This is a genomic window from Rugamonas rivuli, from assembly GCF_009380165.1.
GTDB classification, from domain to species: domain Bacteria; phylum Pseudomonadota; class Gammaproteobacteria; order Burkholderiales; family Burkholderiaceae_D; genus Rugamonas; species Rugamonas rivuli.
This window is the reverse complement of the sequence record NZ_WHUF01000003.1, coordinates 827114-853365: the sequence shown is the minus strand read 5'-3', so window position 1 is coordinate 853365 and position 26252 is coordinate 827114. Positions and strand designations below refer to the sequence as shown.

The window sequence follows — 26252 nt, the reverse complement described above, 5'->3', positions numbered from 1 at the left end:
CGCTCAATCCCGCGCGCTTGCGCCAGGCGGTGCCGGGAGTATCATGACGGGATGAACTCCAGACAAAAAAAGCAAGCTGAAGCATTAGCGGCCCTCTCCGCCGCCGATCGCGTTCGCCTGGAGCGCCTGGCGGCCTTGGCTCAAGTGACCGCAGAACATCTTTGGCCAGAAGTTTGGCAGTACGGATTCGACGATGTAGAGGAGAGCATACAGGCTGACCTGGACGCGGACGCGGATATAGCGGCGGGCCGAACCATTCCGAACGAAGAGGTAATGGCGCAGGCGAGACGTATCGTGGAAGCCCATGTCAAACTCAAGCGTAAAACCGGCTAGGCTGGCAATACGCTGGTCATCGACGGCACGCAGATCGCTCGATCGGACCATTGCTCATATTCACGCGGAAGATGCTTCCGCAAGCCAGCTTGTCTTGCGGCGATTGCAAAATGCCTTGGATGTAATCGCAGACCAGCCGGGAATCGGCACGCTCACCGACAGGCGCGATACGCGCCGATTCCCTATTCCAAAGACCGGCCACACGATTGATTATCGTGTCCATCAAGGCGAAATCTTGGTCACACGTTGGGCGCGCCAGAGGCGCAAAGGTTAAGCCCCAGTCGCCACCGGCCGGGCCGGATCGGCGCACCATTCGCTCCAGGAGCCGGGGTAGAGCGCCGCGCCTGACAGACCCGCCACTTCCAGTGCCAGCAGGTTGTGGCAGGCCGTCACGCCCGAGCCGCATTGCATGATCGCCTGCGGCGCGCTGGCGAACAGCGGTGCGAATTCTTCCTTCAATTGCGCGGCATCCTTGAAGCGGCCGTCGGCGCTCAGGTTGTCCTTGAAGAAGCGGTTCTTGGCGCCGGGAATATGGCCGCCCACCGGATCGATGGTCTCGTTCTCGCCGCGATAACGGTCGGCCGCACGCGCATCGACCACGGTGCGGACCTGCGTGCCCAGGTTGGCCACCACATCCTCCACCGACACCGTCGTCGTCAGCGAAACACGCTCGATGATGGCACCGCGTGCGCGTGGCGCCTCGGCCGTCACCATCGGCAAGCCTTGCGACTGCCATGCGGCCAGGCCGCCGTCCAGCACCGCCACCGCCGGATGTCCCACCCAACGCAACAACCACCACAAGCGTGCCGCGAACATGCCGCCATGCGCGTCATACGCCACCACCTGCGTGCCGTCGTTGATGCCCCAGCCGCGCAGCGTGTCGATCAGCACCGCGCGCTCCGGCAGCGGATGGCGGCCGCGGAACTTGCCGTCCGCACCGACCTTGGCGCCCGACAGGTCGCTGTCGATATTGGCAAACTGCGCGTTCTGGATATGGCCGATGGCAAAGCCGTCGCGGCCCGCGTTCGGATTCATCAGGTCATGGCGGCAATCGAGTATCACCCAATTGTCATCGGTCAGGTGCTGGGACAGTTCGGCTGCGCCGATCAGAGTGGTGTGCATATTCCGGGGTTCCTTAGACTTCGCTGGCTATCGGATCGGTAATGGCTATCGCCTTACCGCGCTCGGTGTTACGCGTATTGTAAAACGTTGCGGCCACGCCGGACACCAGTATCAGACCGATGCCCACCCAGCTGAGCCAGCTGAACGCGTCGCCGAACACCAGCACGCCCCACACGCTGGAAAACACGATGCCGGTGTACTGCAGATTGGCCACCACCAGCGTCTGGCCCAGGCGGTAGGCGCGCGTCATGGCGATCTGCGCGCTGGTGGCGCAGATGCCTATGCCCAGCAACAGCAGGCCGCCGTGCACGGTGTGGATAGGATGCCATACCGCGCCCTGGTCGCCGGCAAACACGAAATTGCCGGCGATACCGGCCAGCAGGTTCATCACGGAGAAGTAGAACACCACGCGGTTCTCAGGCTCGCCCGCCAGGCCCAGCTTGCGCACCTGCATATAGGCCATGGCCGACAGCACGCTGGAACTGAGCGCGATCAGCGCCGGTGTCAGTTGATTCGCATGGAAGGCCGGTTGCAGCAGCAGCGTCACGCCGACAAAGCTCATGCCGACCGCCGCCAGCAGCGGCCACTTGACCTGGTTCTTGGCATGCCACCAGCCCATCGCGAACAGCCAGACGGCGATCCAGATCGGCGCCATGTAGTTGAGGGTCATGGCGGTGGCCAGCGGCAGCTTGGCGATGGCGTAGAACCACAGCCACAGCGACACCACGCCGACCAGCCCGCGCCACAGATGGGCGCCCGGCATGGTGGTGGTGAATTTGCCGCCTTGGAGTTTGATGATGGTGAACAGCACAGCCACGCCGACCACGCCACGGTACATCACGATTTCGGATGTGGAGAACTGCTCCGAGGCCAGCTTCACGCACACCCCCATGGCGGCGAACATGAAACTGGCAAACAACATCCAAAGTGACTGCATCGTTTTCCTAAAGCTCGATATTGGCCCGGTACCACTCGTGGAAGTGCTGCATGCCGTCTTCCATCGGCGACTGGTAAGGACCGGCATCGCTGGTGCCGCGCTTCATCAGCGCCTTGCGGCCGGCGTCCATGCGCTGGGCGATCTCGTCGTCCTCGACGCAGGTTTCCATGTAGGCCGCGCGTTCCGCCTCGATGAACTCGCGCTCGAACAGCACGATCTCTTCAGGGTAGTAGAACTCCACCACGTTCTTGGTGCGTTGCGGGCCGTCCGGCCACAGGGTCGAGACGATCAGCACGTGCGGATACCATTCGACCATGATGTTCGGGTACAGCGTCAGCCAGATCGCGCCGTACGGTGGCGGTTCGCCGCCGCGGAACTTGAGCACCTGCTCCTGCCAGCGCTTGTAGATCTCGGAGCCGGACTTCTGCAAGCCCTTGTTGACGCCCACGGTCTGCACGCTGTAGTCGCGGCCGAATTCCCAGCGCAGGTCGTCGCAGCTGACGAAGCCGCCCAGGCCCGGATGGAAAGGCTCGACGTGATAGTCTTCCAGGTAGACCTCGATGAAGGTCTTCCAGTTGTAGTTGCACTCGTGGACTTCGACGTGGTCGAACATATAGCCGGAGAAATCCAGGTCCTTGGTCACCGACAGGTCTTTGAGCTTGTCCATGACGTCGTAGCCGTTCTGCTCGAACAGCAGGCCGTTCCAGCTTTGCAGCCTGGTCTTCGGCAGGTTCAGGCAGGGCGTTTCCGGGAAGTGCGGCGCACCGATCAGCTCGCCCTTGAGGTCGTAGGTCCAGCGGTGCAGCGGGCAGACGATGTTGTTGGCGTTGCCGCGGCCGTTGAACATCAGCGCCTGGCGGTGGCGGCAGACGTTGGACAGCACTTCCAGCCCGTTTGCGTTGCGCACCAGCATACGCCCTTCATCTTCGGAGACGAGGGTCGCGAAATCGCCGCTGTTCGGCACCATCAGCTCGTGCCCGATATAGCGCGGGCCGGCGTGGAATAATTGCTGCATTTCTCGCTGCAGTAGCGCTTCGTCAAAATAGACGTCAACCGGAAGTTGCGCGTTCGAACGCGCCAGCTTGGCGTGGGTACCCAGATCGGACATCCCAACCCCCCTTAATATGTACATCAAACCAAAGAGAGACAGAATCCGTAAAGACCTGAATTCAATTCGTTGAAAATGGTATTTCGGACAGAACCGGAGATTATACCTCGTTTTGACCTCTCCTGACCTCGCCGGGAAGCGTAAGTTTGATTGTTTAAATGAAAAGGCGGCCCGTGGGCCGCCCGAACTGCTGATTCCCGGCGCGCGGCCGGTTAATTTGGCAGCGGCAAGCTCTGTAACGGCGGCGGAGCTGGTAAAGTCCGGGTGTCAGCCCGGCTCAGCGTGTACTTTCCTCCGGTGCCGGCATCGAAGTACAGCACTCCTTGGCCGCTTTTTACCTCATATTCGACGCCGCCCTGAACATTGTCCTTGTTGACAGACCAGTATCCGGCCGCCAGGTCGGTAACCAGCACCCGCACCGCGCTCTGGGAGGTCGGCAGGATAAAGCCGGCCTTGCTGGCGATGTAGTCCTGCGTCTTGGAGAACAGTACCGCCCGGTTGCCGATCTGCACACCGTTCAGCTCATCCGAGGCGATGGCAGCCGTCGCCAGTGCCGGCAGCGCGCTGTCCGCATCCATCACCTGCATCGTGTTGAGGAAGACGTCCGCTTCGGCATCGGTGGCTGGCGATACTTCGACGCGCCATGCGCCGGGCTCGTCGCTGTTGGCCGGGTTGGACACGACGATGGGGTAGTTGATGCTGGCCCCCGTGATGCGGCTGAACGTGCTGAATTCATTGCCGCTGCCGCCGACTTTGCTGATCGATGCGCCGGCGGGCAAGATGGTGCGGTTAATCAGCTTGCCGTTATAGCCCTTGGCATTGCGCAGGATGGTCACGGTGTCGCCTGCGATGGCGGGCTCCTGCTCGCTGTGCAGCAGCCAGGTCTTCTTCATGCCGGAGCTGTAAGACTTGATCTTGTCGAGCACGACCAATGCCGCCGGATGCTGCTTGTCTTTCAGATTGAGGAACACGAACGAGCGCGTGTAGTTGACCACCTTGGACGTATAGGCTTTGGCGATGTCACCCTTCAAATAGCTGTAGTCCGGCGTGTCGCTGTCGGGACCGATGTGGCTGTCCTGACTGCTTCCGGTGATGTAGCCGTTTTGAGGGGCGAGCAGGGCCGTCAGGGTCGCAGGCTCTACAGCGACGAAGCGCTGGCCGCCGTCGTTCGAATCGGTTTGGGCGAAGGTCTCCGCGCGATCGAAAACCAGCATGGCATTATGCGCGATGGTGCGTTTGTGGTAGTTCGAGTCGTGGAGGCTGCCGTAATTCAAATCCGCCTTCCGATCGCTGGTTTTGCCCTCGTAGATGCCCGAATCGATGGCCAGCGGCCCCTTGTAGTACAGCTGGAAGTGGCCGGCGTCGAGGTGCTGGTGATTGGCGAAACGGACGCTGCCCACTTTCATGGTGGCGATGGCCACCGGCGAGTTCAGCTGGGCGACAACGCTGTCGGTCCACCCGGTTCGGGCGACCATCAATCCTGCGGGATCGGCAAAATATCTGCTTAACGGCAGGGCTTTGGCGGGCGTGGCGCTTTGCCGGGGATTGCTGAACAGGACTTGCCAGATATCGTTGGACTTCAGGCTGCTCGCCGAACCCAGGGCGGACAGCTGCTGCGCAAATTCATGCTTGATATACGGATCGTTGTAATAGACGCCAGACAGCATATAGGCGTTGGGCTCGGTCCAATATGCGAGGAAATTCGTATAAACGGATTGATAGCTGTCGCCGTCGCGCATCAGCTGTCCGTCGGGGCGGCGGATGTACAGCCATTGATACGGGACCGATTGCTGGCTGGCGTCGAAGACATCGCCGGCGCCCATGCGGCGGAAGATCCACGATGCAAACATGTCCCATGAGTAGCGATAAGGGCCATACGAGTCGCCTTGATGATGGGTGCCCGCTGCGTACGCGAAGTTGCGCGGTGCGACAAAGTCCTGGAAGAAGCGGCCGGCGGTAATCTGATAGATTTGCGGGGCTTCGTCGTAGAACGCCACGCCGGCGCTCAGTTGATCGCGCATCAGCTGGGCTTCGCTGCCGTGGCCGACCACTGCTCCCTGCTTGCTTGCGTCCGCGAAGCCGAATTCCATTTGCGGGGCCAGCGCCATGAAGCGTTCGATGAATGCGGTCTTTTGTTCCGTGCCGAGCAGCGGGTAAGCCCAGTCGTAGACCATGGCCATGAGCGTAATGCCCTCGCCGATGGTGCGGCTATCCGGTGATTTGCAGACCTCCCAATACGCGTTCATCATATTGATCGCCTGCTGGCCACTGGTCGTGTTGCTGTCGACAAGATAGCTCAAGGCCTTGGCCTGGATGGCGGGGCGGGCCGTGCCGACGCAGTAACTGTCCAGTGCTTTCTGGACGTCCTTGGGATCGGTTGGCGGCGGCGGCTGTGTCGGCAGCACGCCATTGGGATTTGCCGCGGCATTGTCCCGCAGACGGCGCCAGGCTGCCTTCAGTTGCGCGTACTCTATTCCCGGCGCGGTGTTCGATTCCGTTTCGAGCTCGCGCAGCAGGGGCAGGTCGGTGCTGCGTACAAACAGGCGCGGATGTTCGGCCGGTGGCAGTACCGTGGGCGCCGGATAAGGATTGGCGGGCATGGAGTTGTACACCGTGGGATTTTCACCCAGGCCACGGGGCACGAAATCCAGGCGCCTGGTCACCAGCAGCCGATCCAGCCCCAATCCTGATTTCGCATACTTGATCCTCAGCTTATGTGGCCCGGCTTTCAGGTCTTTGGCGGGAATGGAAAACCACTGCCAGGCTGGTGACGCCCGGACCCAGTATTGCGTGTAGGCGCTGCCGTCGTCGATCGCCAGATGAAAGGAGTCGCGCCAGTCGCCGAGGGCCCATACGCGCAACCAGATTTTATGAGTTCCGGTGCTCTTCACGTCGATGGTGTAGGTAAGCTCATCGGCGGAGCTGGCGCTGGGCAGGTCTTGATTGGGTTTGCCAGTGACCATCAGGTATTGCGTGGATGGTTCGAGCGCCGGATTGTTGCTGCTCTCCCATAGCGTTGGCGCGGTGCCGGGCTCCGCTTCGAAAATCACCTCCGTGGGGAAGGTCGCCGCGTGCGCCAGCTGCGACAAGCCTAAGCCGAACAACAGCGCGGGAAATATTGAAAATCGGAGCAAGGAAGGCATGGGTTTTCCTGATTGTAAAAGAATTAATTGTAACATCTACAACGTTGCGGATATGCCATTCAGTCGTTTTAGCCCCCGCCGCATTCTCTTTAGTCTCACCGGATCAGGTGGTTTGCTCTAAAATATAGGGTTACACTGCGTCCTCGCTAGTTGTATGGTGTTTTTGGCATTTCGCACGCCTGTATTGCTTGGAAAAATTCGACCAACTATGTCTAAGAAATTAACTGCCGACGCGACCGCCGCCGCCCCCGTCTCGTTTGAAGAAGCGATGGCGGAGCTGGCGCAGCTGGTTGCCCAAATGGAGGCAGGCCAACTGCCGCTGGAAGCTTCGGTGGCCGCCTATGCGCGCGGCTCGGAGCTGGTGAAATTCTGCGCCGCCCAGCTGGAAAAAGTGGAATCCCAGGTCAAGGTGCTGGAGGGCGACATGCTCAAGCCCTTCGCGGAAGCCGCCGAGGCCGAACAATGAACGGCGCCTTCGACGACTGGATGAAAACCGTGCAGGCGGCATCGGAAAACGATTTATCCGGTTTCCTGCCTGCGCCCGCCGTGGTCCCGGCCAAGCTGCACGCGGCGATGCGCTACGCGCTGCTGGGTGGCGGCAAGCGCGTGCGTCCGCTGCTGGTGTACGCGGCCGGCGCCCTGTTCGGCGCCGACGCGGCCATCCTGAGCCGCGCGGCGGCGGCGGTGGAAATGATCCACGCCTACTCGCTGGTGCACGACGACATGCCGTGCATGGACGACGATGAACTGCGCCGCGGCAAGCCGACGGTGCATGTGGCCTACGACGAAGCGACCGCGCTGCTGGTCGGCGACGCGCTGCAATCGCAGGCCTTCCTGGTGTTGTCGGAAGCGGACAGCATTCCCGCGGCGCGCCAGGTGGCGATGCTGCGCCTGCTGGCGCACGCCTCCGGCTCGGCCGGCATGTGCGGCGGCCAGGCAATCGATCTCGACAGCGTCGGCCTGAGCCTGACGCTGGAGCAGCTGGAGCAGATGCACCAGCTGAAAACCGGTGCGCTGCTGCGCGCCGCGGTGGTACTGGGTGCGCTGGCCGGCAAGGATCTGGAACCGGCCGAACTGCAGGCGCTGAACGACTACGCACGTGCCATCGGCCTGGCCTTCCAGGTGGTGGACGACGTGCTCGACGCCACGGCCGATTCGGCCACGCTGGGCAAGACCGCCGGCAAGGACGCCGCCGACAACAAGCCGACCTATGTCTCGATCCTGGGTCTGGAACCGTCGCGCGCGCTGGCGCAAAAATTGCGGCTCGACGCGCACGCAGCGCTCGCGCCGTTTGGAGAAAAAGCTCTGCGGTTACGCGAACTCGCGGATTTGATCGTGCAGCGGAAGGCATAAATGAAATTGCTCGAAAACATAGACTCACCAGCGGATGTGCGCAAACTGGCGCGCACCCAGCTGACCCCGCTCGCGCATGAATTGCGCAGCTACCTGCTGGATTCGGTGTCGAAGACCGGCGGCCATCTGTCGTCCAACCTGGGCACGGTCGAACTGACCGTGGCGCTGCACTACGTGTTCAACACGCCGCACGACCGCATCGTGTGGGACGTGGGCCACCAGACCTACTCGCACAAGATCCTCACCGGCCGCCGCGAGCGCATGCACACGCTGCGCCAGCTCAACGGCATCTCGGGCTTCCCGAAACGCGACGAAAGCGAATACGACACCTTCGGCACCGCCCACTCGTCGACCTCGATCTCGGCGGCGCTGGGCATGGCGCAGGCGGCCAAGATCAAGGGCGAGCACCGCCATGCGATCGCCGTGATCGGCGACGGCTCGATGACGGCCGGCATGGCCTTCGAAGCGCTGAACAACGCCGGCGTGCAGGAAGACGTCAATCTGCTGGTGATCCTGAACGACAACGACATGTCGATCTCGCCGCCGGTGGGTGCGCTGAACCGCTACCTGGCGCGTTTGATGTCGGGGCAGTTCTACGCCGCCGCCAAGAACGTCGGCAAGTCCGTGCTGCCCGGCCCCGTGCTGGAGCTGGCCAAGCGCCTGGAAGAACACGCCAAGGGCATGGTGGTTCCGGCCACGATGTTCGAGGAGTTCGGCTTCAACTACATCGGCCCGATCGACGGCCACGACCTCGAATCGCTGATCCCCACGCTGCAGAACATCAAGCAGCTCAAGGGCCCGCAGTTCCTGCACGTCGTCACCAAGAAGGGCCAGGGCTACAAGCTGGCCGAGGCCGAGCCGACGCTTTACCACGGCCCCGGCAAGTTCAATCCGGCCGAAGGCATCAAGCCGGCCGCCGCGCCGGGCAAGATGAGCTACACCGACGTCTTCGGCAACTGGCTGTGCGACATGGCCGCCGCCGACAAGAAGCTGGTCGGCATCACGCCGGCCATGCGCGAAGGTTCGGGCATGGTGCGCTTCGAGAAGGAGCATCCGGACCGCTACTTCGACGTCGGCATCGCCGAGCAGCACGCCGTCACCTTCGGCGCCGGCCTGGCTTGCGAAGGCCTGAAGCCGGTGGTGGCGATCTACTCCACCTTCCTGCAGCGCGGCTACGACCAGCTGATCCACGACGTGGCGCTGCAAAACCTGGACGTGACCTTCGCGCTGGACCGCGCGGGCCTGGTGGGCGCGGACGGCGCCACCCACGCCGGCAACTACGACCTGGCTTATCTGCGCTGCATCCCGAACATGGTGGTGATGGCGGCATCGGACGAAAACGAATGCCGCCAGATGCTGAGCACCGGCTACCACTACAAGGGACCGGCGGCGATCCGCTACCCGCGCGGCGCCGGCATCGGCGCGGCGATCCAGCCGGAGCTGACGACGATAGAAATCGGCAAGGGCGAAATCAAGCGCAAGGGCCAGAAGATTGCCATTTTGGCCTTCGGCTCGATGGTTGCGCCGGCAGTCGCCGCTGGCGAGGCGCTGGACGCCACGGTGGCCAATATGCGCTTCGTCAAGCCGCTGGACGTGGAACTGGTCAAGCAGCTGGCGGCCGAACACGACTACCTGGTGACGGTGGAAGAGGGCTGCATCATGGGCGGAGCAGGTTCCGCCGTGGCCGAAGCGCTGGCCGCCGAAGGCATCGTCAAGCCTTTGCAGATGCTCGGCCTGCCGGACAAGTTCATCGACCATGGCGACCCGGCCAAGCTGCTGGCCAGCGTGGGCCTGGACGCCGCCGGCATCACCGCCTCGATCCAGGCACGCCACGCCGCAGCCGAGCCGCGCCTGGTGGTCAACAACGGCTAAAACCCGTTGCTGTTACGCTCAAAGCCGCCTCCGGGCGGCTTTTTTCTTGCCTATCGCGAAGGTGCGTCCTATATTGATATAAACAGTTTATTTGGTTTATATCGCCATGAACGCCGCCGCCGCCCTGTTTGCCGGTTTGCTGTTCGCCTGCGGGATGGCGGGTGCGCAGGTGCCGGAGTCGGGCAGGGTGCAGGAGTTGAGCTTCAGCGCCGAGGAAGTGGCCAGCACCGTGGAGGACCGCTATATCGACCGCATGGTCGAACTGGCCGCCGCCGGCCGCCTGGACGATGACCGCGCCTTGCTGGCCCGCCTGCAAACCATAGGCGCAGGCCTGATACGCGCCGCCGTGGCGCTGAAGCCGGAGGCCGTCGCCTGGCAATGGGAATTCCACACCACCAGCGACACCGACGTCGACGCCATTTGCATGGCAGGCGGGAAGATCCTGGTGGGCAGCGCCTTTGTGCGCCAGCTGGCATTGAACGATGGCGAACTGGCGACCCTGCTGGCCCACGAGATCGCCCACGCCGTGGCCGAACATCATCGTGAAACCTTGTCGGAAGCGCTATTCCTGAACCGCTATCCGGCCGTGCCGCTGGAGGTGGTGATGGAGCGGCTGGAGAGCGACGTGTCGGTGCAGATACGGCTGTCCAAGCTATCGAGCCTGCAGGAATCCGAGGCCGACCAATTGGGCATGGTGCTGGCGCACCGTGCCGGCTGGCCGGCAGCCGACATGGTCAGCTTCTACCGCAAGCTGTCCGACGGCGACCAGCTGGCGCTGGTGGCCGGCGCCTATCCGGCCAGCGCCTCGCGCCTCAGCATGGCCAAGGGCATGGCGCTGCTGTTCCAGTCCAGCCGCTAGTCCTGTCGTTCGCGCAGCCTTAGCCGCGTTTGCGCTCGTGCTGCCACAGCACGTCGCTGCCGCCGGCGTAGCGGTTCAACACGCGCGACAGCACAAACATCAGGTCCGACAAACGGTTCACGTACTGGCGCGGATGCTCGTGGATGGTCTCGGCCTTGCCCAGCGTGACGATGGCGCGCTCGGCGCGGCGGCACACGGTGCGGCACACGTGCGCCTGCGAGGCCGCGCGCGAGCCGGCCGGCAGGATGAACTCCGTCAGCGCCGGCAGCGTGGCGTTGTACTTGGCCAGCAGCGTGTCCAGGCGCTCGACGTGCGCCTCGGTGATCATCTGGTAGCCGGGGATGCACAATTCGCCGCCCAGGTCGAACAGGTCGTGCTGGATGGTGATCAGTTCTTCGCGCAGATCGGCCGGCATGTCTTCGCACAGCAGCAGGCCGATGTGCGAGTTCAGTTCGTCGACTTCGCCGATCGAGTCGATGCGCACGCTGTCCTTGTCGGTGCGGCTGCCGTCACCGAGGCCGGTGGTGCCGCCGTCGCCGGTGCGGGTGGCGATTTTGGAGAGTCGGTTGCCCATATTGGCTCCTGGTCGGTGTGAGGTTAGCGCTTCGCCAGGCTGGCGCGGCGCGGATTGAGGTAGTCGTAGCCGGGCGTTTCCCAGAACGCCTGCAGGCCCTTGGTTTCGTACAGGCTCACCTCCTCATCGTACATCGGATACAGGCCGGCGAGGTAAATGGTGCGATCGGGCAGTTCGAACTTGAGCTGGTCGCCTTCCAGGAAAAACGGCTTGTAGACGAAGCAGGCGTTCATCGCGCTGTCGCCCGACATCGGCGCATCGAGCTTGAAGCAGGACTGGTAGGCGAACGAACCGGTCTGGAAAAAATTCTGCGCCAGCAGGGCGGCGGCGCTGCCCCAGGAGGGGTCGGCGGTACGCAGCGAGAACATCAACTCCGGTCTGCCGTGCACCCACTCGGGACGGTTGGCGCTCGACAGGCCGCAGGTGACGGCGGTCAGCATGCCCTTGGTGGGGAAATCGTTAAAGTAGTACACCAGCATGCGAGGGTGGGCCTCCAGCTTGACGCCGGCGACCTGCACCGGCACGCCGAAACGCTGTTCCAGCGCCTCGCGCCAAACCTCTTCAAATAATTTTTCCATAACGGTCCCAGTGATGTAATGAAGCTGCGCCCGGAAGAATACAACAATTTGCTCGGGTATTTCGACTCGGCCGGCGTTTGTGCTTACAATCGATGTCTGATCAAGTGCTTCCAGGTGCCCGCTCCATGAACACTGCCACTCCCGAACGAGCCGTCCTGGCCGATATCGCCGCCCGCCGCGCGCAGGTCGCCGCGGCGCTGCGGCAGGTGCTGCCCGAGCGCGCCGTGCTGTCCGAACCGGAAGACACCCGCCCCTACGAATGCGACGGCCTGGCCGCCTACCGCCAGCTGCCGATGATCGTCGTGCTGCCTGACAGCGAGGCGCAGATCGTCGCCGTACTGCAGGTGTGCCGCGAGCTGAATGTGCCCATCGTGCCGCGCGGCGCCGGTACCGGCCTGTCCGGCGGCGCCATGCCCATCGCAGACGGCGTGGTGCTGTCGACCGCGCGCCTGAACCGCATCGTGCGCATGGACGCCTACTCGCGCAGCGCCGTGGTGCAGCCGGGCGTGCGCAACCTGGCGATCTCGGAAGCGGCGGCGCAGCATGGCCTGTACTACGCGCCCGATCCGTCGTCGCAGATCGCCTGCAGCATCGGCGGCAACGTGGCGGAGAATTCCGGCGGCGTGCACTGCCTCAAATACGGCCTGACCGTGCACAACGTGCTGCGCGTGCGCATGGTGACGCTGGAGGGCGACGTGGTGGAACTGGGCGGCGAAGCGCTCGACGCGCCGGGGCTGGACCTGCTGTCGGTGTTCATCGGCTCCGAGGGCATGCTGGGCATCGTCACCGAGGTCACGGTCAAGCTGGTGCCTAAGCCGGCCACCGCGCGCGTCATCATGGCCTCGTTCGACGAGGTGGTGGCGGGCTGCCACGCGGTGGCGGCGCTGATCGCGGCGGGCATCATCCCGGCCGGGCTGGAAATGATGGACCGGACTTCGTCGCGCATGGTCGAACCGTTCGTGCAGGCCGGCTACGATACGGAGGCCGCCGCTATCCTGCTGTGCGAGGCCGACGGCACCATCGAAGAGGTGGAAGAGGAAATCGCCCGCATGACGGCGGTGCTGAACACGGCCGGCGCCAGCGCCATCGCGGTGTCGCAGACGGAGGCGGAACGGCTCAAGTTCTGGTCCGGCCGCAAGAACGCCTTTCCGGCGGCGGGCCGCATCTCGCCGGACTACTACTGCATGGATGGCACCATCCCGCGCAAGCGCCTGGGGCAGGTGCTGGAAGGGATAGCGCAGATGGAAGTCAAGTACGGCCTGCGCTGCGCCAACGTGTTCCATGCGGGCGACGGCAACCTGCATCCGCTGATCCTCTTCAACGCCAACATCCCCGACGAATTCGAACGCGCAGAAGCCTTCGGCGCCGAGATCCTGGCCCTGTGCGTGGAAGTGGGCGGCACCATCACCGGCGAGCATGGCGTGGGCATCGAGAAGATCAATTCGATGTGCGTGCAGTTCGCGCCGGCCGAGCTGGAGGCATTCTTCTCGGTCAAGCGCGCCTTCGACCCGGCCGGCCTGCTCAATCCCGACAAGGCCATCCCGACACTGAACCGCTGCGCCGAATTCGGCAAGATGCGCGTCAGCGGCGGCATGCTGCCGTTTTCCCATTTGCCGCGTTTTTAACGGAGCGACATGAGCACCGGTTCCCATTCCGACATCGCCGCGCAGTTCGGCGCCCGCATCCGCGCCGCCACGGCCGCCGGCACGCCGCTGCGCTTGCGCGGCGGCGGCACCAAGGACTGGTACGGCCAGGCCTTGCACGGCGAAGTATTCGATACAAGCGCCTACGCCGGCATTGTCGCCTACGAGCCGACCGAGCTGGTGATCACCGCGCGCTGCGGCACGCCGCTGGCCGAGATCGAGGCCCTGCTGGCGCAGCACCATCAGATGCTGGCCTTCGAGCCGCCGCGCCACGGCGCCGCATCCACGATAGGCGGCGTGGTCGCCAGCGCCTTGTCCGGCCCGCGCCGCGCCAGTGCGGGCGCGGTGCGCGATTTCATGCTCGGCGCGGTGCTGATGGACGGTCACGGCGAGGCGCTGCGCTTCGGCGGACAGGTGATGAAGAACGTGGCTGGCTACGACGTCTCGCGCCTGCTGGCCGGTTCGCTGGGCACGCTGGGGCTGATACTGGAAGTGTCGCTCAAGGTGCTGCCGGTGCCGGTGTGCGAGGCCAGCCTGCGCTTCGAGATGAGCGAGATCGACGCGCTGCGCCGCCTGAACGAATGGGCCGGCCAGCCGCTGCCGATATCGGCCAGTTGCTGGCATCAGGGAGTGCTTTCGCTGCGCCTGTCCGGCGCTGAGGCGGCGGTGGTCGCGGCGCAGCGCAAGCTGGGTGGCGCTCCGCTGGCCGACGCTGCGGCGTTCTGGGCTTCGCTGCGCGACCAGACGCACGGTTATTTCGATGGCGGCAGCTTGTGGCGGCTGTCGGTGCCGCCTGCGGCCAGCGCCATCATCCTGCGCGGCGAGCAGCTGATCGAGTGGGGCGGGGCGCAGCGCTGGCTTAAGGCAGATGCCGCCGATGCCGCCGACGCCGAACAGGCGGCCGCCATACGTCGCACCGTGGCGGCGGCCGGTGGTCACGCGACGCTGTTCCGCGGCGCGGACAAGGAGGTCGGCGTATTCCATCCGCTGGCGCCTGCCGTGGCCCGCATCAACCAGAGGCTGAAGCAGGCCTTCGACCCGGCGGGGATCTTCAATCCCGGCCGCATGTACGGATAGCCTATGCAAACCAATCTCGCCGACTTCATCAAGAACACTCCCGAAGGCGCGGAGGCCGACGCCATCCTGCGCGCCTGCGTCCACTGCGGCTTCTGCACCGCCACCTGTCCCACCTACCAGCTGCTGGGCGACGAACTCGATGGCCCGCGCGGCCGCATCTACCTGATCAAGCAGGTGCTGGAAGGCGCACCGGTGACGGCCAAGACGCAAACCCACCTGGATCGCTGCCTGACCTGCCGCAATTGCGAGACCACCTGTCCGTCCGGGGTGCGCTACGGCCGCCTGATCGACATCGGCCGCAAGGTGGTGGAGGAGCGCGTGGAGCGCCCGTTCATCGAGCGTATGAAGCGGCTGGTGTTGAAGGAAGCCTTGCCGCGCAAGGCGGTGTTCACGGCGGCCTTGCGTGCGGGGCAGGTATTCCGTCCGCTGCTGTCGCCCGCCATGCAGGACAAGATTCCGGCGATGCGCGGCGCCGGCGCATGGCCGGCCCGCGAACACGCCCGCAAGATGCTGGTGCTGGAAGGCTGCGCGCAGCCGGCGATGGCGCCCAACATCAACGCCGCCACGGCCCGCGTGCTGGATGCGTTGGGCGTGCAGTTGCTGGTCGCGCCCAAGGCCGGCTGCTGCGGCGCGCTGCGCCACCACCTGAACGACCAGGAAGCGGCGCTGGACGACATGCGCCGCAACGTCGACGCCTGGTGGCCCTACGTGCAGGACGGCGCGGTGGAGGCTATCGTGATGACGGCGTCGGGTTGCGGCGTCACGGTCAAGGAGTATGGGCATTTGCTGGCGCACGACGCCGCCTACGCCGACAAGGCGCAGCGCATCTCGGCGCTGACACGCGACCTGAGCGAGGTGATGCCGGAATTCGAGGAAGCGCTGCGCCGTCGAGCAACTAACAGGGAGCGCGTGGCCTACCATCCGCCATGCACGCTGCAGCACGGCCAGCAGATACGCGGCAAGGTGGAGGGCGTGCTGCGCGCTGTCGGCGTGGACGTGGTGCTGTGCGCGGACAGCCATCTGTGCTGCGGATCGGCGGGCACTTACTCGCTGCTGCAACCGGAATTGTCGCTGCAGCTGCGCGACCGCAAGCTGGCCAACCTGGGCGACACCGGCGCCACCACCATCGTCTCCGCCAACGTAGGCTGCACCGCGCACCTGCAATCGGGCACGGAGACGCCGGTGATCCACTGGATCGAATTGATCGACTCAGCCCTGAACAAATAAGGGCATCTGCGCCGTGCCGCCGGCCGGTTCTGCGTGCAGGCTCAGGATGGGCGGCAGATGCGCGGCGGCCTGCCACACCGGCGCGGTGTCGAAACTGGCGACCCAGGACAGCACGTCGTCCGCCGGCATTGGCCGGGCGATGCCATAGCCTTGCACCAGGTCGCAGCCCAGCCGCATCAGCATGGCGCCGTGCTCGATGGTCTCCACACCCTCGGCGATCACGCCCAAACCAAAGGACTTGGCCAGGCCGATGACGGCGCTGACCAGGTGCAGGTCGTCGCGGTCCACCAGCATATTGCGCACGAAGCTCTGGTCGATCTTCAGCATGTCCGCCGGCAGCCGCTTCAGGTAGGACATCGACGAATAGCCGGTGCCGAAATCGTCCAGCGCGAAGCTGATGCCCAGCGCCTGGCAATCGAGCATGATGCTGCGCACGTGGGCGATGTCGCTCAGCGCCGACGATTCCAGTATCTCCAGCTCCAGCATATGTGGCGGCACGTCCGGGAACTCGGCCAGGATGGCGGTCAGGCGGGCGACGAAATCGGCGCGCTGGAAATGACGGGCGGCGATGTTGACGCTGATGACCCAGCGGGCATCGAACGCGCGCCACACCTGCAACTGCCGCAGCGCTTCGCGCAGCACCCATTCGCCGATATCGACGATGACGTCGCTGTGTTCGACGATGGGCAGGAACTCGGTCGGCCCGACCACGCCGCGCAGTGGATGCTGCCAGCGCAGCAGCGCTTCCATGCCGACGATGCGGCCCTTGCGCATATCCAGTTTCGGCTGATAGTACAGCCGCAGTTCGCCGGCGCGCACGGCGGCGCGCACTTCGGTGCGGCGGTTGTGGTGGGTGCGTACCTGTTCGTCCAGGTCGGCGTCGAAGAAGTGATAGCGGTTGCGGCCCGTGATCTTGGCCTGGTACAGCGCCTGGTCGGCGTGGCGCAGCAGGCTGTCGGCGCTGATCTCGCTGCCGGTGTAGACCGCCACCCCGACGCTGGCCGACATGCTCACCGCTTCGCCGTCGCACACGTAGTCGCGCGACAGCGCCGCCATCAGGCGGTCCAGCGCCTGCTCGACGCCGGCGCGGCCGTTCATCTCCGGCAGCAGCAGCACGAACTCGTCACCGCCCAGGCGGGCCACGTAATGGCGCTGGCCCGCGAAGTCGTGCAGGCGGCTGGCGGCCTGCTTGAGGATCTCGTCGCCGATGTCCTGGCCCAGCGTCTGGTTCACGTGCTGGAAGTGATCGAGGTCGAACAGGCAGACGGCCAGCAGGTAGTCTTCCTCGCGCGCGCGGACGACTTCCTGCTCGAAGCGCGCAGCCAGCGCGGCGCGGTTGGGCAGGCCGGTCAGCACATCGTGGTTGCTCTGCCAGGAGATCTGCTGCATCAGCTGGCGGCGCTCGGTCACGTCGCGGAACACCAGCACCGAGCCTTGCACCTCGTTCTGCGCCGAGCGGATCGCGTTGGCCGTGTATTCGACGGTGACGATCTGGCCGATGCGGTTGCGCAGGCTCTGGTTGCCGACCTTGATCACTTCACCGCCGGCATAGACCGCCGCCATGGACTTGAGCAGCGCATGCTGGCCGAAGTTATTCGCCAACACGAACACCTGGTGCAGCTCCATGCCGAGCGCGCGCGCTTCGGTCCAACCGGTGAGCTGCTGGGCGACGTCGTTGATGGTGGCGATCTTGCCGCTCAGGTCAGTGGTGATGACAGCGTCGCCGATCGAGGCCAGCGTGACTTCGATGCGTTCCTTTTCCACCTGTAGCAGCGCCTGCGCCTGCAGCGTGTGCTCCAGCTGTTCGCTGAGTCTTGCCTGGCTTTGCTGCAGCTTGTGCACCAGCGCCTGCACGCGCTGCGCCATGTTGTTGAAGGTGACGGCCAGCATGCGCGCCTCCAGCGTGCCGGCGACCGGCAGGCGCACGCCGTGGTCGCCGTTCTGGAAGCGGGTGGTGGTGTCGGCCACGCGCCGCAGCATGCGCTTGTTGGCGTAGATGATGATGCCCAGCAGCGTGTAGATGATGGCGATGTTGATCATCGAGATCACCGCCTGCTGGCGCAGCGTGCGCCACACCTGGGCCAGCGGCAGCGTCGGCTCGAAGCCCAGCACCAGCACGGCGCTGCCGATGTAGATGGTGCGGTTGATCGGTTGCAGTCCGTTCAGGGCGCGGAACCAGTCCGGGTAGTCCGTCGCCGGCGGCGCGCTGCGCAGCGCTTCCAGGTGGCCGCCCGCATAGTCCAGCCGTGCGGAGACCAGGTCGGCATCCAGCAGCAGGGCGCTGGCCAGCGTGTTGTCGAGCGCGGCGCGGTCGGGCGTGTTCAGCGCAGGCGTCAGCGCCTTGTGCAGGTAGACGCCCAGTTCGCCCGCATCCTTCTGGTAGCGCGCGTTGGCGTACTCGGTTTCGGAGTCGAACAATAGGGTGTATCGCACGCCCACGACGATGGCGATGACGGCGAAGATGGGCACGAACAAGCGGGAGTACATCCCCATCCGCATCCAGTGCGATAACAGTTTTCCAAACAACGACATAGGCGACTGATTCGATAATTGGAAATGACCAGAGATCATTATTACCGAAAAGTTAACCTAAAGCACGTTTTTTGGAAAACGTTTTCATTCTTTTTTTGGATTGTCGTGGACACGCGCCCGGCGGGGCTTATTCCGCCAGCAGTTTCTCGATGTCGGCGATCAGGTCTTCAGGCTTGGTGGCTGGGGCGTAGCGGTTGTAGACGGTGCCGTCCTTGCGGATCAGGAACTTGGTGAAGTTCCATTTGATGCCCTCGGTACCGAGGATGCCGGGCGCATCTTTTTTAAGTTTAGTAAACAAGGGATGAGCGTTATCCCCGTTAACGTCGATCTTGGCGAACAGCGGAAAGGTGACGCCGTAGTTCTTTTCGCAGAAGGCGCCGATTTCGTCGGCCTGGCCCGGCTCCTGCGCGCCGAACTGGTTGCAGGGGAAGCCCAGCACCACCACGCCCTTGTCCTTGAACTGCTGATACACGGCCTCCAGGCCCTTGTACTGCGGCGTGAAGCCGCACTTGCTGGCGGTGTTGACGATCAGCAGAACCTGGCCCTTGTACTGGCCCAGGTTGACGGGGGCGCCGGTCAGGCTGTCGGCGTTGATATCGTAGATTGCGGTCATGGTGTTAGACGAGTCCCAGATGTTCGGTTCCGGCGGAGAGATCCCGGTTTTTGGCGGCCTTGCCTTCAAGCTTGATGGCGAGCCGCAGGTCGTTGACGGAGTCGGCGTTGCGCAGCGCGTCCTCGTAGGTGATGATGTCGGCCTCGTGCAGATCGAACAGCGACTGGTCGAAGGTTTGCATGCCCAGTTCGCGCGATTTTTTCATCAGCTCCTTGATCTCGTGGACTTCGCCCTTGAAGATCAGGTCCGAGATCAGCGGCGAATTGAGCATGATCTCGATCGCCACGGCGCGGCCCTTGGATTCCTTGCGCGGGATCAGGCGCTGCGAAATCATGCCCTTCAGGTTCAGCGACAGGTCCATCAGCAATTGCTGGCGGCGTTCCTCGGGGAAGAAGTTGATGATGCGGTCCAGCGCCTGGTTGGCGCTGTTGGCGTGCAGGGTGGCCAGGCACAGGTGGCCGGTTTCGGCGAAGGCGATCGCGTGGTCCATGGTTTCGCGGTCGCGGATCTCGCCGATCTGGATCACGTCCGGCGCCTGGCGCAGCGTGTTCTTCAGCGCCACGGCCCAGTCTTCGGTATCCACGCCCACTTCGCGCTGGGTCATGATGCAGTTCTTGTGCGGGTGGACGTATTCGACCGGGTCTTCGATGGTGATGATGTGGCCGTAGCTGTTCTCGTTGCGGTAGCCGACCATGGCCGCCAGCGTGGTCGACTTGCCGGAACCGGTGGCGCCGACCATGATGACCAGGCCGCGCTTGGACATGACGACATCCTTGAGCACCTCGGGCAGGCCGAGGTCTTCGAGTTTGGGGATTTCGCTGGTGATGGTCCGCAGCACCATGCCGACCGAGCTCATCTGCACGAACGCCGACACGCGGAAGCGGCCCAGGTCGCCGGGGCTGATGGCGAAGTTGGCTTCCTTGGTCAGTTCGAACGAGGCGGTCTGCTTGTCGTTCATGATGGAGCGCGCCAGGTCCATGGTGTGGGCGGCGGTGAGCACCTGCGACGACACCGGCGTCATCTTGCCGTCGATCTTGATGGCGGGCGGGAAGCCGGCGGTGATGAACAGATCCGAGCCCTTCTTGCTGGTCATCAGACGCAGCAGGTCGAACATGAATTTGGAGGCCTGATCGCGTTCCATGGTATGTCCTTTTAGCCGGGGAAGTTGTCGGGCGTCTTGGCGGCGTTGCGGGCGGCGGCGGCGCTGATGACGTTGCGGCGCACCAAGTCCGTCAGGTTCTGGTCCAGCGTCTGCATGCCGACGTTGCTGCCGGTCTGGATCGCCGAGTACATCTGCGCGATCTTGGCTTCGCGGATCAGGTTGCGGATCGCCGGCGTCGCCACCATGATCTCGTGCGCGGCCACGCGGCCGTTGCCGTCCTTGGTCTTCAACAGCGTCTGCGAAATCACCGCTTGCAGCGATTCGGACAGCATCGCCCGCACCATCTCCTTCTCATCGGCCGGGAACACGTCGACGATACGGTCGATGGTCTTGGCCGCCGACGAGGTGTGCAAGGTGCCGAACACCAGGTGGCCCGTCTCCGCGGCCGACAGCGCCAGGCGGATGGTCTCCAGATCGCGCAGCTCGCCGACCAGGATGCAGTCCGGATCCTCCCGCAGCGCCGAACGCAGCGCGTTGTTGAACGACAGCGTGTGCGGTCCCACTTCGCGCTGGTTGATCAGGCATTTCTTCGATTCGTGCACGAACTCGATCGGGTCTTCGATCGTCAGGATGTGGCCGTACTCGTTTTCGTTGAGGTGGTTGACCATCGCCGCCAAGGTGGTCGACTTGCCGGAGCCGGTCGGCCCCGTCACCAGCACCAGCCCGCGCGGCTTGAGCGCGAAGTCGGCGAAGATCTTGGGCGCGTTCAAATCCTCCAGGCTGAGGATCTTCGATGGAATCGTCCGCAGCACTGCCGAGGCGCCACGGTCCTGGTTGAAGGCGTTGACGCGGAAGCGCGCCAGACCCGGGATCGCGAACGAGAAGTCGCATTCCAGCATCTCTTCGTAGGCCTTGCGCTGGCCGTCGTTCATGATGTCATAGATCATGCCGTGCACGTCCTTGTGCTCCAGCGGCGGCAGGTTGATGCGGCGCACGTCGCCGTGCACCCGTATCATCGGCGGCAGCCCGGCCGACAGGTGCAGGTCCGAAGCCTTGTTCTTGACGGAGAATGCGAGAAGTTCGGAGATGTCCATTTATAATCCCTGTGCCTGACGTTGGTGAAGTGCCGCTGCGGCGCTAACCGTTGTTTCTAACGATTTTTACTCGATGATTATGTCCCTGATCCCCCAGAACTTGCAAGCAATCACCTCGACTATTGTTGCCACAGCCCAAGATGTTGGCCGTGCGCCGCAATCGGTGCAGCTGCTGGCCGTTTCCAAGACCTTCGGGCCGGAGGCGGTGCTGGAAGCGGTGCAGGCCGGCCAGCGGGCTTTCGGCGAAAACTATCTGCAGGAGGGCGTGGACAAGATCAAGGCCTTGCAGGCGGCCGGGGCGCCGGCGCTGGAGTGGCATTTCATCGGCCCGATCCAGAGCAACAAGACCCGGCCCATCGCCGAGCACTTCGACTGGGTGCACACGGTCGAGCGTGAAAAGATCGCGCAGCGTCTGTCCGAACAGCGCCCGGAAGGCATGGCGCCGTTGCAGATCTGCCTGCAGGTGAATATCAGCGGGGAAGCCAGCAAGAGCGGCGTGGCCCCGGATGAGTTGGCGGCGCTGGCCCACAAGGTCGCGGCGCTGCCGAATCTGACCTTACGCGGCCTGATGGCGATCCCCGAGCCGGCCGAAGACTTTGCACAGCAGCGCGCGGCCTTCGCCCAGCTGCGCGTGCTGTACGAACAGCTGCGCGCCGACGGTCTGGCGCTGGACACGCTGTCGATGGGCATGTCGGCCGATATGCGCGCCGCCATCGTCGAAGGTGCAACCATCGTGCGCGTCGGCAGCGCCATTTTTGGTTCACGAAACTACAACAAGGCTTGAACATGAAGATAGCATTTATCGGCGGCGGCAATATGGCCTCCGCCCTGATCGCGGGACTGGCCAACAAGCTGACCGCAGGCGCCAACATCCACGTGGCCGATCCGAACGCGGATGCGCTGACGCGATTGCATCAGCAGTTTGGCGTGACCACGGCCAGCGGCGCCGATGCCGCCGTGTCGTCGGCGGACGTGATCGTGCTGGCGGTCAAACCGCAAAGCATGCGCGAAGTGGCGGCCCAGCTGCTGCCGCTGATCGATCCGGCGAAGCAGCCGCTGATCGTGTCGATCGCGGCCGGCATACGCGGCGCGGACCTGTCGCGCTGGCTGGGCGGCTACGGCGCCATCGTGCGCTGCATGCCCAACACGCCTGCGCTGATCGGCATGGGCATCACCGGCATGGCGGCGACGGCCGGCGTATCCGCCGCACAGAAGAAGGCTGCGGACGATATCCTGCGCGCCGTCGGCCCGACCGTGTGGCTGGACGACGAGTCGCAGATTGATGCGGTGACGGCGGTGTCGGGCAGCGGTCCTGCCTATGTGTTCTACTTCATCGAGGCGATGCAGCAGGCCGCGCTGGACATGGGCCTGAACGCGGAGCAGGGCAGGCAGCTGGCGCTGGCGACGTTCGCCGGCGCGTCGCAACTGGCGGTGCAGTCTAGCGAGCCGGTGTCGCTGCTGCGCGAGCGTGTGACGTCGAAGGGCGGCACCACCTACGCGGCGCTGACCAGCATGGAGCAGAGCGGCGTCAAGTCGGCTATCATCACTGCGATGAAAGCCGCTGCGCACCGCGGCAAGGAAATGGGCGACGAGCTGGGTTCCGCAAACTAAAACGAAGGGCTGCATGATGACGGTAACACGCTACCTCCCACTGATTGCAGCCATTACCGCGTTACAGGCGGGCGCCGCAACCATCGTTGACGAGACGGTGCAGCGCCCGGAAGGCGCGCGCCACTATCTGCTGGCGCAGCCGGCGACGCCGGTGGCGGGCAAGCTGCCGCTGGTGATCCTGCTGCACGGCCACGCGGCGTCGGCCAACCTCACTTTCGGCAAGGGCAAGATCGACGATCCGGCCGCCGCCTGGCTGGCCGTGGCCGACCGCGAGGGCTTGCTGGTGATCGCGCCCGATGGTGCGAAAGGCAGCGACGACAAGCAGGGCTGGAACGACTGCCGCGCCGATGCGCCCACCAATCCCAAGACCGACGATGTCGGCTTCATCGCCGCGATGATCGACCAGGCGGTCGCGCAGCACAACGCGGATCCGTCGCGTGTGTACCTGTCTGGCGCTTCGAATGGCGGCGGCATGGTGTACCGCGCGGCGATCGAAATGGGGCCGCGCCTGGCGGCGGTGGCCGTGTCGAGCATGCTGATGCCGACCAAGAATCTGTGCGCGGCGCCCAAGCGCGCCTTGCCGGTGCTGGTGGCGCATGGGACGGAGGACAAGATCGCTCCGTATGCGGGCGGCGAAGTCGGCCACTTCCTGCTGACGGGGCGTGGCTCGGGCCTGAGCGCGGAGGATTCAGTGAAGTACTGGCGCGAGCTGGCGCAGCTGCCGTCCACGCCGACGATCACCAAGCTGCCGCATCGCGACGCTTCCGACAAGACGGCGCTGGTGCGCTACGTGTGGGGCAGCGATCCGAAAGGCACGCAGGTCGAATTCCTGAAGATGGAAAACGCCGGCCACGTACAGCCGAGCATCACGCACAACCTGTCATGGCTGGTGCAGGCGGTGCTCGGCAAACAGAACGGCGATGTGGAATTTGCCGACGAAACCTGGGCCTTTTTCAAGGACAAGCGTGCAGCGCCCTAGTAGCTTGGCCTAGCTGGCGCCGCCGCAGCCTTGCTTCATCGCGGCGATCCACGCCCGTATCAGCTCCACACCTTCCTTGTGCACCGAACCCCGTCCCAGTTCCGGCATCATGACGCCGGTCTGGTCGGAGCTTAAGCGGTAGACCATGATCGAGTCCTCCGGCTGGCCCGGCGCGATGCCGTAGTTATGGCCGCCGGTACCTGCACCCGCCGCCACCGGCGGTTTGCACAGTCCCAGATGCAGATCGGCCGGCGCCCCCATGTTCAGATGCAGGGCCGTGGTGTTGGCCGCGCCCTTGTCGTTGTGGCAGTGGGCGCAGTTGATGTCGAGGTAGGCGCGGGCGCGCGCGTTCAGCGTCTGGCCCTTGTCCAGCCAGTTGGCGTTGTGCGGCGCCGCCGTCGAGGCATTGGCCGGCACGCCGCTCAGGTAGCCGATGCGGGCCAGGTAATCGAGCTGGTTGCTGGTCACGCCATCGTAGCTGTAGCTGCGGTTCATATGCCGCGCTTTCGGACCTATCGGCTGGAACTGGCGCGACTTCACATCCGCCACGTGGCAGGACGCGCACTGGTTCACGTTCGGCACCACGTAGGTCAGCGGCTTGCGGCTGCGGTCTTCATGCACGACTTCCAGCGGCACCTGGTCGCCGGTGCGCGACAGCACGGCCTCGGTCTGCTCGGCATTCCACACATAGGGCAGGGCGATCCAGCCGTCGGCGCGGCGCACCAGCAGCCGGGTTTCGATCAGGCGCACATTGGCCAGATCGAGCTTGTCGCTGCCGGACTTGCTGGTGTCGTAGGTCGCCAGCACCGCCTTGGCGGGGCCGTCGGCCTTGGGGTAGTAGAAGGTCTTGCTGATGATGGTCCCGACCGGGAACTCGAAGGAGGTATCGGCGTTGTAGACGGCGCTCTGGCCCTTCGGCATCCAGACGGTGCGCAGCTTGTGCGCGTAGTCGGTGAACAGCGGCGTGTTCAGATCGTAGGGGACCACGCCGGCGTTCAGGTTAAGGCGGCCGCCGGAGACGGCCATCAAATGCCAGTCGCTCAACTTGGCCGGATTGCCTTCGGTGATGAAGCTGACCGGCTCCTGCTGATGCGTGCACGCGGCCAGCATCAGCGCGCACGCGATTGCGGAAAATCTCACCATCATGACTGCGCGGCGAGTTGGGCGATCGTCACCGGTGGCAGCTTGGCCAGCTCGCAGCGGAACGGCGCAGACTCCTTGCTGGGGTTCTTGTACTTGTTCGGGCCGTCGGCGTTCAGCACTTCGACGCCGTCCTGGATGCAGATGCGCTGCTCGGCCGGCATCACGCCCTTGACCAGCAGCTTGTTGTCGACATAGCCGTCCCACAGCACGTCGGGCAGGTGGCCGCTGATGCCGTACATGGCGATCTTCAGCGCCTTCAGATCGAGGCCGTCGGGCGAATCGCCGCCGCCCTTGAAGCGGTTGCCGTAGACGTAGATCGCCTTTGGATACGGGTCGTAGCCGGCAGCCACGCCTTTCTCGGTGTAGTAGCCGGTCGAGTGGTAGCTGGAGATGATGACGTTGGCGGTCTGGTTGTCGGTGACGTCGTTGTCGAAGATCTCGACCTTGGAGTTGGAGTTGATGACGATGCCGGAGCCGGCCGGCACGCTGGCCACCGCCGTACCGCGCGCGGCGAAGTTGCCGAGGTTGTTCTTCTCGACCTTGTTCTTGTACACGCGCGTGCTATGGCCGGGCTGCGACAGGTTGGGCATGTTGAACACCAGGATGCCGCCGGTGTTGTTGGTGGCGACGTTGTCGTAGACGTCGGCGTTGATGGTGTTCTCGATCTCGATGCCGGCCACGTTCTGCTCGGCGCGCGAGCGGCGCACGACGACGCCGTTGGACTGGCCGACATAGATGCCGGCGTCGGAGGCGGCGATGGCCACGCAGTCTTCGATCAGCACGTTTTTGGTCTTGACCGGGTAGATGCCGTAGGCGCCGTTGGTCACTTTGGAGCCGCCGGTCCATTGCACCTTGACCTTGCGGATGGTGATGTTGTCGCCGTCGTTGATCTTCAGGCCATCGCCCTTGGAGTCTTCGATGGTCAAGCCTTCGATGGTGAAGTTGCTGGCGTAGACCAGCATGCCTTCCGGCCCAGTGACCTGGCCTTTGAACGAGAGGATGGTCTTGTCCATGCCGGCGCCGCGTATCGTGACGCCGTTGCCGCGCAGGGTCAGGCCGCTAGTGAGATGATAGGTACCGGCCGGTATCTCGACCACGCTGCCGGGTTTGGCGTCGAGCAGCTGCTCCTGCAGTTTTTTCTGGAACGCCGCGCCGGCGCTGGCCTGCTCGGCCGAGACGGGCGCCTCGGACTTGCCGCAGGCGGCGATCGTACAGCAAAGTACAACTGCGGATATGGCCTTGTACATGACGTCCCCTCATTAATTTTGTTAAATGTAGAGTGCTTGGCAACATTGAGTATAGCAGTATGTTTTCGGCCGCAACGGCGTATCATTGCTGGGCCGTCGCCATGT

24 protein-coding genes are annotated in these 26252 nt (G+C 64.2%); 12 read left to right on the top strand and 12 right to left on the bottom strand.

Annotated features, from left to right (window positions below):
- Positions 1 to 51 precede the first annotated feature (51 nt).
- Both GEV01_RS14210 and GEV01_RS31515 read left to right on the top strand, forming a co-directional pair.
- Complete coding sequence (locus GEV01_RS14210) at positions 52 to 333, top strand: hypothetical protein (protein ID WP_152805275.1); 282 nt, start codon at positions 52 to 54, stop codon at positions 331 to 333.
- On the top strand, positions 305 to 607 hold the full coding sequence (locus tag GEV01_RS31515; protein WP_152805273.1) for a type II toxin-antitoxin system RelE/ParE family toxin: 303 nt from the start codon (positions 305 to 307) through the stop codon (positions 605 to 607). Before GEV01_RS14210 ends, GEV01_RS31515 begins: the two co-directional genes overlap by 29 nt.
- Here GEV01_RS31515 and GEV01_RS14200 read toward each other — a convergent pair.
- From GEV01_RS14200 to hepB, 4 genes are all read right to left on the bottom strand, one after another.
- Positions 604 to 1455 carry a sulfurtransferase gene (locus GEV01_RS14200; protein ID WP_152805271.1) on the bottom strand — a complete coding sequence of 284 codons (852 nt, stop codon included), beginning with the start codon at positions 1453 to 1455 and terminating at the stop codon, positions 604 to 606. The genes GEV01_RS31515 and GEV01_RS14200 overlap by 4 nt on opposite strands.
- Positions 1456 to 1468: 13 nt before the next feature.
- Complete coding sequence (locus tag GEV01_RS14195) at positions 1469 to 2392, bottom strand: DMT family transporter (RefSeq protein ID WP_152805269.1); 924 nt, start codon at positions 2390 to 2392, stop codon at positions 1469 to 1471.
- 7 nt (positions 2393 to 2399) lie between these two features.
- Positions 2400 to 3500: an aromatic ring-hydroxylating oxygenase subunit alpha gene (locus tag GEV01_RS14190; RefSeq protein ID WP_070267118.1), complete on the bottom strand. Its 1101-nt coding sequence runs from the start codon at positions 3498 to 3500 to the stop codon at positions 2400 to 2402.
- A 212-nt stretch (positions 3501 to 3712) separates the two neighbouring features.
- Complete coding sequence (hepB, locus tag GEV01_RS14185; protein WP_175023048.1) at positions 3713 to 6643, bottom strand: heparin/heparin-sulfate lyase HepB; 2931 nt, start codon at positions 6641 to 6643, stop codon at positions 3713 to 3715.
- A 208-nt stretch (positions 6644 to 6851) separates the two neighbouring features.
- On the opposite strand from hepB, the gene GEV01_RS14180 reads away from it, so the two are divergent.
- The 4 genes from GEV01_RS14180 to GEV01_RS14165 all read left to right on the top strand — a co-directional run bounded on the left by GEV01_RS14180 (position 6852) and on the right by GEV01_RS14165 (position 10727).
- A complete protein-coding gene (locus GEV01_RS14180; RefSeq protein ID WP_152805265.1) occupies positions 6852 to 7109 on the top strand; it encodes an exodeoxyribonuclease VII small subunit in 258 nt (85 codons plus the stop codon).
- Positions 7106 to 7996 carry a polyprenyl synthetase family protein gene (locus GEV01_RS14175; protein WP_152805263.1) on the top strand — a complete coding sequence of 297 codons (891 nt, stop codon included), beginning with the start codon at positions 7106 to 7108 and terminating at the stop codon, positions 7994 to 7996. Before GEV01_RS14180 ends, GEV01_RS14175 begins: the two co-directional genes overlap by 4 nt.
- On the top strand, positions 7997 to 9868 hold the full coding sequence (gene dxs, locus GEV01_RS14170) for a 1-deoxy-D-xylulose-5-phosphate synthase (protein ID WP_152805260.1): 1872 nt from the start codon (positions 7997 to 7999) through the stop codon (positions 9866 to 9868).
- 106 nt (positions 9869 to 9974) lie between these two features.
- Positions 9975 to 10727 (top strand): M48 family metalloprotease, encoded by a 753-nt coding sequence (locus GEV01_RS14165; protein ID WP_152805258.1) that lies wholly within the window; start codon positions 9975 to 9977, stop codon positions 10725 to 10727.
- Between the two features lie 19 nt (positions 10728 to 10746).
- Here the strand turns inward: GEV01_RS14165 and GEV01_RS14160 are convergent, their stop codons facing one another.
- Positions 10747 to 11301, bottom strand: coding sequence for a cob(I)yrinic acid a,c-diamide adenosyltransferase (locus GEV01_RS14160; RefSeq protein WP_152805256.1), 555 nt, complete (start codon positions 11299 to 11301; stop codon positions 10747 to 10749).
- A 23-nt stretch (positions 11302 to 11324) separates the two neighbouring features.
- The gene (locus GEV01_RS14155; RefSeq protein ID WP_152805254.1) at positions 11325 to 11879 is read right to left on the bottom strand and encodes a suppressor of fused domain protein; all 555 of its coding nucleotides are present in this window, start codon (positions 11877 to 11879) and stop codon (positions 11325 to 11327) included.
- 125 nt (positions 11880 to 12004) lie between these two features.
- Here GEV01_RS14155 and GEV01_RS14150 point away from each other — a divergent pair, with 125 nt between their 5' ends.
- From GEV01_RS14150 to glcF, 3 genes are read left to right on the top strand one after another with little or no spacing between them, the layout of a single operon-like run.
- Positions 12005 to 13504: an FAD-linked oxidase C-terminal domain-containing protein gene (locus GEV01_RS14150; RefSeq protein WP_152805252.1), complete on the top strand. Its 1500-nt coding sequence runs from the start codon at positions 12005 to 12007 to the stop codon at positions 13502 to 13504.
- A gap of 9 nt (positions 13505 to 13513) precedes the next feature.
- Positions 13514 to 14599, top strand: a complete 1086-nt coding sequence (gene glcE / locus GEV01_RS14145) for a glycolate oxidase subunit GlcE (protein ID WP_152805250.1) — start codon at positions 13514 to 13516, stop codon at positions 14597 to 14599.
- A gap of 3 nt (positions 14600 to 14602) precedes the next feature.
- Positions 14603 to 15826 carry a glycolate oxidase subunit GlcF gene (gene glcF / locus GEV01_RS14140; protein ID WP_152805248.1) on the top strand — a complete coding sequence of 408 codons (1224 nt, stop codon included), beginning with the start codon at positions 14603 to 14605 and terminating at the stop codon, positions 15824 to 15826.
- On the opposite strand, the gene GEV01_RS14135 is transcribed toward glcF, so the two are convergent.
- The 4 genes from GEV01_RS14135 to GEV01_RS14120 all read right to left on the bottom strand — a co-directional run bounded on the left by GEV01_RS14135 (position 15809) and on the right by GEV01_RS14120 (position 21167).
- Positions 15809 to 18313, bottom strand: a complete 2505-nt coding sequence (locus GEV01_RS14135; protein ID WP_235914354.1) for a putative bifunctional diguanylate cyclase/phosphodiesterase — start codon at positions 18311 to 18313, stop codon at positions 15809 to 15811. The genes glcF and GEV01_RS14135 overlap by 18 nt on opposite strands.
- Before the next feature lie 172 nt (positions 18314 to 18485).
- Positions 18486 to 18971: a glutathione peroxidase gene (locus GEV01_RS14130; RefSeq protein ID WP_152805243.1), complete on the bottom strand. Its 486-nt coding sequence runs from the start codon at positions 18969 to 18971 to the stop codon at positions 18486 to 18488.
- Positions 18972 to 18975: 4 nt separating this feature from the next.
- Positions 18976 to 20112 carry a PilT/PilU family type 4a pilus ATPase gene (locus GEV01_RS14125; RefSeq protein ID WP_070267129.1) on the bottom strand — a complete coding sequence of 379 codons (1137 nt, stop codon included), beginning with the start codon at positions 20110 to 20112 and terminating at the stop codon, positions 18976 to 18978.
- Between the two features lie 11 nt (positions 20113 to 20123).
- Positions 20124 to 21167, bottom strand: a complete 1044-nt coding sequence (locus GEV01_RS14120) for a type IV pilus twitching motility protein PilT (RefSeq protein WP_152805241.1) — start codon at positions 21165 to 21167, stop codon at positions 20124 to 20126.
- A 79-nt stretch (positions 21168 to 21246) separates the two neighbouring features.
- On the opposite strand from GEV01_RS14120, the gene GEV01_RS14115 reads away from it, so the two are divergent.
- From GEV01_RS14115 to GEV01_RS14105, 3 genes are read left to right on the top strand one after another with little or no spacing between them, the layout of a single operon-like run.
- The gene (locus tag GEV01_RS14115; protein WP_152805239.1) at positions 21247 to 21951 is read left to right on the top strand and encodes a YggS family pyridoxal phosphate-dependent enzyme; all 705 of its coding nucleotides are present in this window, start codon (positions 21247 to 21249) and stop codon (positions 21949 to 21951) included.
- A 2-nt stretch (positions 21952 to 21953) separates the two neighbouring features.
- Entirely contained in the window at positions 21954 to 22778 is an 825-nt protein-coding gene (gene proC, locus GEV01_RS14110; protein ID WP_152805236.1) for a pyrroline-5-carboxylate reductase, read from the top strand.
- A gap of 13 nt (positions 22779 to 22791) precedes the next feature.
- Positions 22792 to 23757 (top strand): alpha/beta hydrolase family esterase, encoded by a 966-nt coding sequence (locus GEV01_RS14105; protein ID WP_152805235.1) that lies wholly within the window; start codon positions 22792 to 22794, stop codon positions 23755 to 23757.
- A 9-nt stretch (positions 23758 to 23766) separates the two neighbouring features.
- On the opposite strand, the gene GEV01_RS14100 is transcribed toward GEV01_RS14105, so the two are convergent.
- Together GEV01_RS14100 and GEV01_RS14095 are read right to left on the bottom strand one after the other, a co-directional pair.
- Positions 23767 to 24900: an SO2930 family diheme c-type cytochrome gene (locus GEV01_RS14100; protein WP_175023069.1), complete on the bottom strand. Its 1134-nt coding sequence runs from the start codon at positions 24898 to 24900 to the stop codon at positions 23767 to 23769.
- Positions 24900 to 26147, bottom strand: coding sequence for a parallel beta-helix domain-containing protein (locus GEV01_RS14095; RefSeq protein WP_152805231.1), 1248 nt, complete (start codon positions 26145 to 26147; stop codon positions 24900 to 24902). Before GEV01_RS14095 ends, GEV01_RS14100 begins: the two co-directional genes overlap by 1 nt.
- Positions 26148 to 26252: the final 105 nt, after the last annotated feature.